The organism is Acinetobacter populi, assembly GCF_002174125.1.
GTDB lineage: Bacteria > Pseudomonadota > Gammaproteobacteria > Pseudomonadales > Moraxellaceae > Acinetobacter > Acinetobacter populi.
Window position 1 is genome coordinate 44,646 of sequence record NZ_NEXX01000002.1, and the last position, 12,052, is coordinate 56,697.

Annotated in this window: 11 protein-coding genes; 4 read left to right on the top strand and 7 right to left on the bottom strand. The window is 38.6% G+C overall.

The genetic code is table 11. From position 1 onward, the window contains the following. Positions 1-17 precede the first annotated feature (17 nt). Entirely contained in the window at positions 18-2,123 is a 2,106-nt protein-coding gene (locus CAP51_RS06400; protein ID WP_245809090.1) for a TonB-dependent receptor, read from the bottom strand. A 259-nt stretch (positions 2,124-2,382) separates the two neighbouring features. On the opposite strand from CAP51_RS06400, the gene trmA reads away from it, so the two are divergent. The 3 genes from trmA to CAP51_RS06415 all read left to right on the top strand — a co-directional run bounded on the left by trmA (position 2,383) and on the right by CAP51_RS06415 (position 4,199). Continuing rightward, positions 2,383-3,468, top strand: a complete 1,086-nt coding sequence (gene trmA / locus CAP51_RS06405) for a tRNA (uridine(54)-C5)-methyltransferase TrmA (protein ID WP_087619943.1) — start codon at positions 2,383-2,385, stop codon at positions 3,466-3,468. 192 nt (positions 3,469-3,660) lie between these two features. Further along, positions 3,661-3,888 carry a hypothetical protein gene (locus tag CAP51_RS06410; protein WP_087619944.1) on the top strand — a complete coding sequence of 76 codons (228 nt, stop codon included), beginning with the start codon at positions 3,661-3,663 and terminating at the stop codon, positions 3,886-3,888. Positions 3,889-3,980: 92 nt separating this feature from the next. Next, on the top strand, positions 3,981-4,199 hold the full coding sequence (locus CAP51_RS06415; protein WP_087619945.1) for a hypothetical protein: 219 nt from the start codon (positions 3,981-3,983) through the stop codon (positions 4,197-4,199). A gap of 97 nt (positions 4,200-4,296) precedes the next feature. On the opposite strand, the gene CAP51_RS06420 is transcribed toward CAP51_RS06415, so the two are convergent. The 5 genes from CAP51_RS06420 to CAP51_RS06440 all read right to left on the bottom strand — a co-directional run bounded on the left by CAP51_RS06420 (position 4,297) and on the right by CAP51_RS06440 (position 10,331). Continuing rightward, positions 4,297-5,616, bottom strand: coding sequence for an adenylosuccinate synthase (locus CAP51_RS06420; protein WP_087619946.1), 1,320 nt, complete (start codon positions 5,614-5,616; stop codon positions 4,297-4,299). A 177-nt stretch (positions 5,617-5,793) separates the two neighbouring features. Beyond that, complete coding sequence (locus CAP51_RS06425; protein ID WP_087619947.1) at positions 5,794-6,960, bottom strand: ATP phosphoribosyltransferase regulatory subunit; 1,167 nt, start codon at positions 6,958-6,960, stop codon at positions 5,794-5,796. 153 nt (positions 6,961-7,113) lie between these two features. Beyond that, positions 7,114-7,491 carry a GFA family protein gene (locus tag CAP51_RS06430; RefSeq protein WP_087619948.1) on the bottom strand — a complete coding sequence of 126 codons (378 nt, stop codon included), beginning with the start codon at positions 7,489-7,491 and terminating at the stop codon, positions 7,114-7,116. 21 nt (positions 7,492-7,512) lie between these two features. Further along, on the bottom strand, positions 7,513-8,904 hold the full coding sequence (locus tag CAP51_RS06435; protein ID WP_087620411.1) for a M48 family metalloprotease: 1,392 nt from the start codon (positions 8,902-8,904) through the stop codon (positions 7,513-7,515). Positions 8,905-9,071: 167 nt separating this feature from the next. Next, positions 9,072-10,331, bottom strand: a complete 1,260-nt coding sequence (locus CAP51_RS06440; protein ID WP_425426773.1) for a serine hydrolase domain-containing protein — start codon at positions 10,329-10,331, stop codon at positions 9,072-9,074. Between the two features lie 302 nt (positions 10,332-10,633). Here CAP51_RS06440 and CAP51_RS06445 point away from each other — a divergent pair, with 302 nt between their 5' ends. Beyond that, positions 10,634-11,050, top strand: a complete 417-nt coding sequence (locus tag CAP51_RS06445; RefSeq protein ID WP_087619950.1) for a hypothetical protein — start codon at positions 10,634-10,636, stop codon at positions 11,048-11,050. A gap of 94 nt (positions 11,051-11,144) precedes the next feature. Here CAP51_RS06445 and CAP51_RS06450 read toward each other — a convergent pair whose 3' ends face one another. Then, positions 11,145-12,008, bottom strand: coding sequence for a MaoC family dehydratase (locus tag CAP51_RS06450; RefSeq protein ID WP_087619951.1), 864 nt, complete (start codon positions 12,006-12,008; stop codon positions 11,145-11,147). Positions 12,009-12,052 lie beyond the last annotated feature (44 nt).

Here is a 12,052-nt window from a genome sequence, read left to right on the forward strand (position 1 = left end):
TTTAACTTATAAAAAATTTAGAAGTTGAACGTAACGCCTGCTGTATAAGTACGCCCTTCACCAATAGTGGCGTAATTATTACCAAATACTCCAGCCCAATATTTTTTATTCGCTACATTATCAACACCTAAGCGCAAAATAGTGCCTACACCGCCAAGTTTAGTTTCATATTTAGCGCCTAAATCGACAACAGTATAATCCGGTAATTTAATCGTATTGGTTTGATCCAAATACTGCTCAGCAACATAAGTAGCATGGGTATTAACACTTAGCCCTTCAACAAATGGAAGATCATAAGTTAAAGTTAAACCGGCAGTAAAATCAGGAATACCTAATACTGTATTTCCTTCAAGTGTCGCATGTTTGGTATATTCAGCATCAATATATGCCAGACTACCCAATACACTCAAATCATCAGTTAAATTACCTGTGAAAATCCATTCCACACCACGAGAACGCTGTTGACCATTTTGTGTTAAATAAGTTAATCCATTACGCACTTCTTCAAGACTTGCTGCTTTTTCAATTTGATAGAATGCTAGTGTGTTTAACCATGATCCCTGCTGATATTTCGCTCCCAACTCATATTGTTTGGTTTTATATGGATCTAGTACGGTACCATAATTAGCGTAAGTGTTTCCGACAGTACTTCCTTGAGTTAAACCTTCGACATAACTGCTATAAACAGAAAAATTATCATCAAAAGGTTTTAATACAACTGCTACACTTGGTGATACATGATCACCAGAATAGGTTGTATTTGATAAGTGATTTTTAATATCCATATCCTGATAACGGGCACCTAAAATCACTTGTAATTTGTCCTGAAACACTGACATTTGATCAGTTAATGCATAACTTACAAATTTATTATCGTCATATCGATAAGTTTGTGGAGAAGTGGTTTTTGCATAAGTCGTGTTTGGAGTATAGAAATCATCTAAAATCAAAGTCGAAGATGATCCCGTAGTCTGATATTGAAAGGTATTTTGTGTTAAATAATCAGCACGTAACCCTACAGTATGCTGAATCGCTCCAGTATTAAAAATACCTTCCACACCTGTATTCGCAGTGACCGCAATTTCAGATTGAGGCTGATCATAATAATTAATTGAATATATGCCGTTTCGATAGTTCACACGCGTTCCGAACATTTGCCCTGAATGAGATTTCTCTGCATAACCTACACCAGCATAAACTTTAAAGTCTGGGGTAAACTTATATTCACCATTTAGGCCAACATAGTTACTTTTAATGTGACCAAATAAATAAGGTAAATAATTAGTATCTCCTTCAGGTGCTGAAGGAACTGTTTTATTGGCATATGCTGCCAAAGAAATCATTGCAGGCGAACCACCCTGACGGTCTTGTTTAATTGAGAAAGCATCAAAATTAAGTTTAAACTTATCAGTTGTATAATCCAAAGCAATAATACCACTGACATTTGTATCGTCCATACCATCAACTACATGCTCACCTGTACCATAGTAAGCACTAGTACGAATACCAAATTGTTGATCTTCACCAAAACGTCTTGCTGCATCAAATCCAGATTTATAGTATCCACCTTTTTCAATTGATGCAGAAACTTCTGTCAGCTCTTCTGTCGCACGTTTGGTATTTGCAATGACTTTACCGCCGACGCCCCCTGTTGGCGACATACCTGAAACCAAAGCATTCGGACCTTTAATAACAGTAACTGATTCCAACAAATCAGTAGGCGTATTACCAAAAGGTTGCATACCATATTGACCATTCAAAGCAATTTCATCATGATTAACATCAAAACCACGAATGGTTAAATTTTCCATCATATGCCCTGAATTTGTAGTGGCACGAATACTTGGATCATTTTTTAATACTTCTGCAACAGTTGAAGCCTGTTGATCTTTAATTCCTTTTTGTGTGTAAGTTAAAATTGAAAAGGGAGTATCTATTAGTGATTTTTCACCCAATACACCTAAATCTGATTTTTGGGCGATTTTTCCTTCGTCATAAGTTTCAATAATAATCGTTGGTAAAATTTTGATATCTTCTTCAGCAAAAATAGCAGGACTAAGTGTAGCAGCTAAAGAAAATAGGGAGATTTTAATTGCTATAGCAAGTGGAGATTGATAAGTCATGAATTTCACCATGATGCCTTAAGATAATTCTAATGATAATTATTATCTTCTATCGAGAAAACTTTAGTCAACACAAATTTTTACATTTTCTTACAATTAGTAAGCCAAGATGCATGATACCGAAATTTGTTTAGCAATTCTAATCTTGATGCTATACATATCGAGTATATAACATAAAGACTTTCATTGAGATTATCTTCTGTTTTTTTAACGAGATTTTGTTAAAATGCTCAACCCTGTTTTTAATTTTTGCAACATAATGACCCAAACCTATCAGCAACAACTTGACGATAAAACACAGCGTATCCAAGCACAATTTGCTGAGTTTAATATTCCCACTTTAGAAGTATTTTCCTCACCTGAACAACATTTTCGTATGCGGGCCGAGTTTCGTATCTGGCATACCGAAGATGACATGTTTTATGCAATGTTTGAACGTAATGCACAGGATCAAAATAAAACTGTAGTACGTATTGAAGATTTTCCTATTGCGGATCAATCCATTAACGATTTAATGCCAAAATTATTACAGGCCATCAAAAATATTCCGATATTAGCCAAACGCTTATTTGAAATTGATTTTCTTGCGACTTTAAGCGGCGAGATGCTGGTTTCCCTGATCTATCATCGGAAACTGGATCAGAAGTGGCAAGACCACGCCTTGCAATTACAGCAAGATCTGAATATTAAAATTATTGGTCGCAGCCGTGGACAGAAAATTGTGCTCACGGATGAATTTGTGATAGAAAAATTAACTGTGGGTGAACGTCAATATATCTATAAACAAATTGAAAATGGTTTTACCCAACCCAATGCCAAAGTCTGTGAAAAAATGCTGTCGTGGGCATGTGAGGTTGCACAAGGAACTTCTGGTGACTTGCTGGAACTATATTGTGGTATTGGTAATTTTACCCTGCCCCTTTCACGTTATTTCAACAAAGTCTTTGCCACGGAAATTGCCAAAAGCTCGGTACAGGCAGCGGAATGGAATATGCAGCAAAATCAAATTGACAATATTCAGATCGCTAGGCTTTCTGCGGAGGAATTTACCGAAGCCTATCAAGGTACACGTGAATTTCGTCGTTTAAAAGAACAACAGATTGATTTAAAACAATATCAATTTGATACGGTATTTGTCGATCCACCTCGTGCCGGAATTGATGATGATACTTTAAAACTTATTTCTCAATTCCAGCGGATTATCTATATTTCCTGTAATCCCGATACCCTACATGACAATCTCAAGACCTTAACCCAAACACACCAGATTAAACGCTTTGCTCTATTTGACCAATTTCCTTATACACATCATATTGAATCGGGTATATTGTTGGAACGGATTTAAGTATTGCACTATTTTTAGACAAAAATAGTGATAGAAAATAATTAATCTATATTAAAATCAACCCTCAATGAACTGCGGTTGATTTTAATATCTGCCAAAATATAAACACCTAAATGCTTATATTGACTCATGACTTCTAAGTGTAACAATTTGACCTTAAGATGACTGAAAGACTTTTAAAGGTGTGTGCCGATGGAAATTAGTGTAAAGTACTTAAACAATTTAATCGATGAAGCCTTAAAATCTGGGAAAAAACCAGAAAAGCTACTGATTGGTTATAAAGCATATGCAGAGTTAATGGATCATCCAAAATTTGCAGATGAAATTATGAATTCGGCAATGACACCCACCAAACGTAAATACAAAAAAATTAAAATCAAAGTTACGACGGATGAATATCAACTTGAGGTTAAAAGTTAAGATAACAATTTTTTATCTTAGCTGATACAATTGTCATCTTAGATTCATAGACTAGTACCATAATACTAGCGAATTTTTATGAGCTCAATGTGATGTTATATTTTGATCAGTTAAATGAGTCAATTAAAGAAATCGAAAAATTAAAAAAACCAGAAAAACTCCTGATTGGTTATCGAATGTATTTTGAATTGATGCAGGAACGTAAGTTTTTTGAAGAAGTCGTCGGTTCCTCAATGAATCCAAATAAACGAAAATATAAGCAGATTAAAATCAAGATCACACAGGATGAATATCAATTACTGGTGATCTAACTTATTTTAATACCCTACAGACAATTCGCTTAAAACCTATTGCCTAATAACAACTTCCCCCCAACTAAGGGGGAAAAGTCATTTATGTTTTAACTCATTAACCATTAAATGGATGGCGCAAGATAATCGTTTCTGCACGGTCTGGACCTGTAGAAACAATATCAATCGGACATTCAATTAATTGTTCAATACGTTTTACATAAGCAAGTGCATTTTCTGGCAATTGCTGAATATCAGTTAAACCCACTGTAGATTCAGACCAGCCTGGTAATGTTTCATATACTGGTTTTAAATGTTCAAATGAAAAAGCATCCGATGAACCCACACAGCCAGAATCTGCATTTTCATAACCAACACAGATTTTGACTTCTTCTAGTCCGTCAAGCACATCAAGTTTAGTCAAACAGATACCAGATAACGAGTTTACTTCGACTGAACGACGTAAAATCTCTGCATCAAACCAGCCACAGCGACGTTGACGACCTGTTGACGCACCGAACTCACGACCAACTGTACCCAGATGACGACCAATTGCGTCACCTGTATCGGTTGCAGCATCATATACCAATTCAGTTGGGAATGGACCACTACCCACACGTGTTGTATAGGCTTTGGTAATGCCAAGGACATAATCTAAATGTAAAGGACCTAAACCAGAACCGGAACTCACACCACCTGCTGTAGTATTTGAACTGGTTACAAATGGATAAGTACCATGATCGACATCAAGTAATGAACCTTGTGCACCTTCAAACATGATCGATTTACCAGCTTTGCGATAATCATGCAAAGTCTCGGTTACATCAATCACGAGTGGAGTAATGACTTTACGCCATTCGTCACACAAAGCGATAACATCTTCAGCTTTAATCGCTTCAACACCATAATACTGGGTCAACTGAAAATTATGATATTCCAGTAAATCTTCGATTTGTTTGTTGAGCGCTTCACCACCGCGCACCAGATCCGCAACACGGATGGCACGACGTGCAACCTTATCTTCATAAGCTGGACCAATACCACGACCAGTTGTACCAATTTTGGCATTACCACGCTTTTTCTCACGTGCCTGATCAAGCGCAATATGGTTTGGCAAAATCAGTGGACAATTTGGGGAAATACGCAGACGGTCTTTTACAGGAACACCTTCCTGTTCCAGAATATCCATTTCCTTGATCAATGCTTCAGGTGAAAGTACCACACCATTGCCAATCAAGCACAATACATTATCGCGCAAAATACCTGATGGAATGAGGTGTAGCACAGTTTTCTTGCCACCCACAACGAGCGTATGGCCAGCGTTATGGCCACCTTGATAACGTACCACAGCTGCTGCTTGGTCTGTGAGCAGGTCGACGATTTTACCTTTACCTTCGTCGCCCCATTGGGTACCGAGTACCACAACATTCTTGCCCATAATTGCCTCATTACATCTTTTAGAAAATTTAATTTAAAGAAGTTGCGATTAAGCCTTTTCACCAAGGAAAAAGTTCAATGAAAACAGCATTAAGATTAAACCCAAAACTATTTCCTCTACCATATTGACATCAGAGAGCATGTCAAAACAGTCATTCTTAAAACAACTTCCTCCGCTTTAAATCGTTTGAACTTGCCAGCCCTGATTATTATTCACAAGCTGATGTGTTGCCTGTGGTACAGAATCCAGTTGATCTTGTCCCAGTAATTGTATGACGTGACGCCCTTGCTGACGCAAATTCGCAATCGCATCCTGTAAATCTTGTTCACGCCCACTTGGCGCAACAATCAACTCAACCTGCGCAAATTGATTGGCCACCAGACGATATAAATCACAACTAAAACCGGTTGCTGCACGGGCACGACCAAAATGTTCGCCAATGCCATCATAACGACCACCTTGTGCCAATGGCATGGCATGATTCGGTGCATACACAGCAAACATCAAGCCAGTATGATAATGATAACTACGCAGCTCAACCACATCGACACCAACGCACACCTGTGGCCAACGGGATTCAATTTGCTCAATTGCGGTTTGTAAACTGGTTAATGCCTGATGAAAATTTGCATGATTCAGAATATCTTGTGATAAATGTTGTGTCAGTGCATCAAGATCACCGGATAGACGTCCTAATTCGTAGAAATCCGAACCATAATTTAAACTTGCAGTAAAATCTTTTAATTCCGGCAGTGCCTTGCGCTGATAAAGTTCTGAGAGCGCAAGTTCCTGATCTTTATTTAATCCAGCAACTTCAACCAAACTACGGAATAAACCGACATGTCCAAGGTCTAAATGCAGTCCTTCCTGATAACCAGCAACATTCAGTACACCGAGCATGATATCAATCATTTCCAGATCGGCATCCAGACCATCATGACCAAATAATTCTGCACCTAGCTGTAAAGGTGCACGAGAAGCGGTTAAACCTTGCGGTTTGGTATGTAAAATCGTACCCGCATAACAATAACGGGCAACGCCTGAAACCGGGCGAACATGCGCATCTATACGGGCAACTTGCGGTGTCATATCGGCACGAACACCGAGTAAACGCCCGGAAATCTGATCTATGATCTTAAAGGTCACCAAATCTAAATCGTGATTGAGTGCGCTTAAAGAAGATAAAGATTCCAAATATTCAATAAATGGCGTATAGACCAGCTGATAACCACGCTGTGCAAGGAAATCTAATGCTTGACGACGTAAACGTTCAATTACCTGAGCTTGTTCGGGTAGAACATCTGCTACACCATCAGGCAACAACCATGTCTCTGAAATGGGCATGTGGTAAAACCTAAATTAAATCAATACCGAAAAATCGGTCGCATAAAAAAATCGGGCAATACCCGAATTGCAGCCTATATTATCACGATCTCAAACTTGATGCACCTTTACAAACTCATTCATCGCATAAATTTTGCTAACTCATCTAATTGTTTATTCTTGACATAATTGAATGGATAAAAAGTCAGGACAATGTTGCACAAAAAAAGCCTGTTTGGGTGCAGGAATATTGCCTTCGCTCACTGTACCTAATCGTAATCGAATAACATTGGGAAGATCTTTGCGGTAGGAATACAAAGGACTGCCACAATGCTGACAAAACACCCGTGCCTTATTTTCTGTATAGAAAAATTCTTTTAATGCCGACTGACCTTGTTCAATGACAAACTGTTGTTGGTCGATTGGGCTATTAAACGCAAATAAAGAACCTTGTGCTTTTTGACAATCCAAACAATGACAAATGATGGTTTCTACAATTGGCGCATGATAAGAATACTTGACCGCCCCACATAAACATTGACCTCTAATCATATTTATTCTCCATGGTACGGTTTAAATTTTTAATTGTCTGGCATCCTGCATCTGTTTTAAACGCCCCTCTATTTGTGCTTTTAATGCTTCATTATCCTTATTTAATCGCTGTGCGTGTAATAGGCTTTTAATCGCCTCTTCTTCCTGACCATTCCAAAATTGAACTTCTGCACGATAACGCAACACATTAATCGCACGCACCGGGCTGTCCACGCGAAGGTCTTCTGCCCGTTGCAGCAATTGCCATACACTAGTATCCATCGGAAAACGACTGGATAAGCTGGTTAGAATCTTATTGGCATCATTTGGCTGTTTATTCAGAATATAGATTTCCGCAAGCTTTAATGCGACTGCCCGATTTTCAGGCGCAATACGATATAAGGGTAATATTGTCTGTAAGGCCTGCGCATACTGTCCCTGTGCCATATACCAATCCGATAACGTCAACGTATATAAAGTTTTTTGAATGGCTGTCGGTTGAGTTGCATCCAATATGTCTTTGGCATTTTGATATTGCGATTGTTGAATATAATAACTTGCCAAGGCCAGACCAGCAGCAGAATTGCGGGGCGCGAGTGATTTTAACTGATTGATATTGGCATAACCGCCCAATACCGCAGTACGCCATCGAATCAATTCAAATTTTTGCTGCTTCTCAAGACTATTGTTAATTTTGACATTATATTGACGCGCCCTTAAGCGTGCTTCACTCATACGCTCGGCAGTGAGTGGATGAGTTAACCAAAAATCCGGCAAATAACTTAATTGGGTTGATGAGCGTTGCATTAGCTCAAAAAAATCTGCCATGCTTTCGGGATTATAACCGGCTATAGCCATATACTGCATGCCAACCCGATCCGCTTCACGTTCCTGATTACGACTATAAGATAACTGTCGATCCAGCATGGCTGCCTGAGAACCTAACATGACTGCTGCACCGGCATCAGAAGATTGAGATGCAACGGCAATACCAGCCAATAAACCAGCCAATGCCAAAAGTCCCTGTCCTTTAAAGGCTTCCTGACTGCGGCTGTAATGACGTTGTGTGACATGTGCAATTTCATGTGCCATCACACCGGCAATTTCATCGATATTATGTGATGCGGTAATGGTTCCGGCATTAATTGCAAATAATCCCCCCGGTACGGCAAATGCATTGATTTGTTGATCGCGCACCACAACCAATGCAATGGGTTTACCCATATTGGTCTGACTATAAATACTGGCAAAAATTTGATTTATTTCATCTTCAAGCCAGGCATCCTGAATTTCTGGTAATTGCTGACGCACTTGACGTAATACTTTTTCACCAATTTGTTTTTCTTGTTGGCGACTAATTAAACCCACCTGACTGCCCAAATCGGGAATATCTAGATATTGATTTTTCTCCGCAGTAATATTACTCCAGTCCATATCGCCATGTGACCAGGCAATTGAACTAAAGGCCAGATTTGCAGCACAAACTGTCGATAAAAAGAGCGTTTTCAATGTCGGATAAAATTAAAAAATGATGCTTACTTATTATCAGAGCGCATCATTTTTCTCAATATAGAAATGTAACCTGGTTAAAAGTATTAAACTTAAAACCAGCTTTTGTGACCTTTTAATGCTTCATCGGCACATTGTAAGACTGTTTGTGTTAACCACCACAAACGATAATCACCAGTAATGTTGCCGGATTTAAAATTATGAATATAGGAAAAGCTTAAATTACGTGTAGGATCACACCATGCGCCAGAACCATTATAGCCAATATGACCAAAAGCAGTTGGGACACGCTTACCTAAGGTAAATACCCGATGATAACCCAAACGCCAATGCATCGGTATCGGCATTACTTTATCTCGAGCATAGGTCTGAATGCTACTAAGTTCTTCGAATATTTCTGGGCGAATTAATTGCTGTCCATTCCATTGCCCTTTATTCGCGAGCATGGCATACATCTTCGCCAAACTATTTGCCGTGAATACCCCGTTGGCAGACGGAATAATCGCTTGTAATGCTTCATCACTATAAAAATCAAACTTGCCCATACTTCGCGGCACCAGTGCATCATCAGCATCATAGGGATTGATACCGCTTAGACTAATGACTCGCTCGGTAAAACTCAAAGGTCGGCGTCCTTCCGCTGTTAAAGGTTTACGCGGTTTCTGGATTTGTGGCTGACCTTCCTTGATCTTTTTAAAGGGTTTTGCTACACGCTCAAGTTGATCTTCAGGCACACCAAAATATGCGCCATCAAGTGCCAAAGGTTCAACCAGATAAGTTTGTAATAATTCTGCCAGTGGTTTTTGCATGATTTTTTCCAGCGTACCACCAACAAGCCAGCCAAAACTTAAAGCCTGATATGCTGTCGCCGTTGCAGGTGCAAAACGTGGTGTCGCCTGCTCGTATGCCTGTAACATGCCTTGCCAATCCAACATTTGCGCGGCATTGGAAATGGTATGTCGAATGTCATATAAGCCACTTTGATGACTCAGTACATGTCTTAACGTAATCTTTGATTTATCATTTTGAGCAAATTCAGGCCAATAGTGTGCAATCGGCACATCATAATCAAGCAAATCTTGACTGGCCAAAATATGCGTTAAAGTTGCCAATATTGCTTTGCCGGTTGAGTAGCTCAAGGCCATATGTCGCTGATCCCAAGCCTCTTCCGGTTTGGCTTCTCCGGTATAGAGCTCGGCAACCTGCTGTCCCTGAAAATAAACACTAATGGCAGCACCGCCCAAAGTGGTTTCAGGTTGTATCTGACTTAAAACTTGTGCAACAGGCTGAAACTGTTCATCACATTGCCCACGGTAATTGTCTTTTTTCCCTTGGGTAATCTTTTTGATGATTTTCAAACCTTGCATGATCTAGTCCTTGATAAAGATAAATGTATCGCATACTTTGTATTCTAAAGTGAAAATAGCAACACTCAATTGCGAAAATGCCCGATTTTTGATGAAATCTTTCTCGCTAAAAAATTATTGAAAAAGTTAGTCAAAAATCCTATATGATCTTTTATTCATTTATTTTTCCCCTTATAATTTAAAAACTTAGATTTATAAATTCAGCCTTAGACTTTCATCATATTTATTCACAACGTGTTTTTTATTAAAGTCTCAATTAAGACAACGTGGAAAAAAGGAACGAGAAAATGACATCAAATGATAGTATTGACAAAACTGCGGGGCATATAAAGGAGTTGATTGATCAACTTTTTGACATCGAATCGGAAATTAACCAGAAAAAAGGTATTCCGGAATCTTTAGGCGTATCGCTCTGGAATGAATATACCGACGTGAGAAAATATGTCTGGCTTGATGGCGATCATGTGGTCATTATTGGCAGATCCAGTACATTTTACCGAATCTTTCTCGATCAACTCGGACAACGCACGTGTATTTATCATTTATCAGAAATTGATGATGACAATTTTAAATTACAGGTGCTTCGTTCAGGTTCATGGATTGAGCGTTTTGAGCAATATGTCAAAAATCTTCAAGTTCGTCTGGATAATATGAATCTTGATCCAACCACTGCAAATAATGCATTCAAACCTATTGATTTTTAATATTAAAGTTCAACAAAAAAGCCAGATCAAAAAATCTGGCTTTTTTATATCAGGCTAAATTGAATATATGGTGCGTACTCAACATGCTCTCTGTTTAAAGTGTTTTTACTTCACCGCTTAGATGAGGTTTATGATTTTTCGCATTCCGCAAGAGAAAATCTGTTGTTGTATCAACTTGTGCGGTTAAAAACTCAACCTGCGAAGGTAAAAAGATTGGAAGTTTAAACACGACATCTGCTTCATAAGCTGCTGGTAAAGGTGACAGTGCAGCCAATGCCCTTGCTTTACTCCACATACCATGGGCTATGGCTTGTTTAAATCCAAAAGCTTTGGCAGTCAATGCATGAATATGAATCAGGTTAAAATCACCGGAAATCAGGGCGTAGCGACGACCGGTATTTTCTGCCAATGTCCATGTATCCTGAAGTTGATAATCCACAACAGGATCACCACCTTTCGTCTTTTCAGTAGAAACTTTTTTATCGACCTTTTGTCTGGAAAGATAAGTGGTCAAACCTTCAAATACTACTTCATTACCGATTTTTGCAGTAATGATAAAGTCAAACTGTAAGCCCTTGTCATGCGGTTGCAATTCACCAAATTTACATGCAAGCTGAATAGTTTCAGCGGCCTGAATCACCCGATACTGTTTGATTTTATTGCGAATATGAACCAATCCAAGCAATACAAAAGGAAAAGATTCACTAGTCATCATGTGCATTTGTAAACTTTGTGCCAATACAGCCAAATACATGGCAGGCACAGTACCATCATTTTTAAACTGGCAAATTCGATTATATTGGGTCAGATGGGGAACATTAATCTCAAGTTGATCCACCACATATTCTACTCGTGGCAAAACTTTTTCAGTGTTTTTTGGTTTCTGGATTAAACTCTGAATAACCTTTGGATAGACTGTATAAGCTTTAGGCAATGCACTAAAATGACGAGTTCTCATTTATTTATTGAACCTCTTGTGATCAAAAAAGAGGGGGATTACAC

Bases quoted from the DNA above. Each gene is read 5' to 3' on its own strand.
- CAP51_RS06450 (WP_087619951.1), bottom strand. From the start codon at position 12,008: ATGAGAACTCGTCATTTTAGTGCATTGCCTAAAGCTTATACAGTCTAT.
- trmA (WP_087619943.1), top strand. From the start codon at position 2,383: ATGACCCAAACCTATCAGCAACAACTTGACGATAAAACACAGCGTATC.
- CAP51_RS06415 (WP_087619945.1), top strand. From the start codon at position 3,981: ATGTTATATTTTGATCAGTTAAATGAGTCAATTAAAGAAATCGAAAAA.
- CAP51_RS06430 (WP_087619948.1), bottom strand. From the start codon at position 7,491: ATGATTAGAGGTCAATGTTTATGTGGGGCGGTCAAGTATTCTTATCAT.
- CAP51_RS06420 (WP_087619946.1), bottom strand. From the start codon at position 5,616: ATGGGCAAGAATGTTGTGGTACTCGGTACCCAATGGGGCGACGAAGGT.
- CAP51_RS06400 (WP_245809090.1), bottom strand. From the start codon at position 2,123: ATGACTTATCAATCTCCACTTGCTATAGCAATTAAAATCTCCCTATTT.
- CAP51_RS06410 (WP_087619944.1), top strand. From the start codon at position 3,661: ATGGAAATTAGTGTAAAGTACTTAAACAATTTAATCGATGAAGCCTTA.
- CAP51_RS06445 (WP_087619950.1), top strand. From the start codon at position 10,634: ATGACATCAAATGATAGTATTGACAAAACTGCGGGGCATATAAAGGAG.
- CAP51_RS06425 (WP_087619947.1), bottom strand. From the start codon at position 6,960: ATGCCCATTTCAGAGACATGGTTGTTGCCTGATGGTGTAGCAGATGTT.
- CAP51_RS06435 (WP_087620411.1), bottom strand. From the start codon at position 8,904: ATGGACTGGAGTAATATTACTGCGGAGAAAAATCAATATCTAGATATT.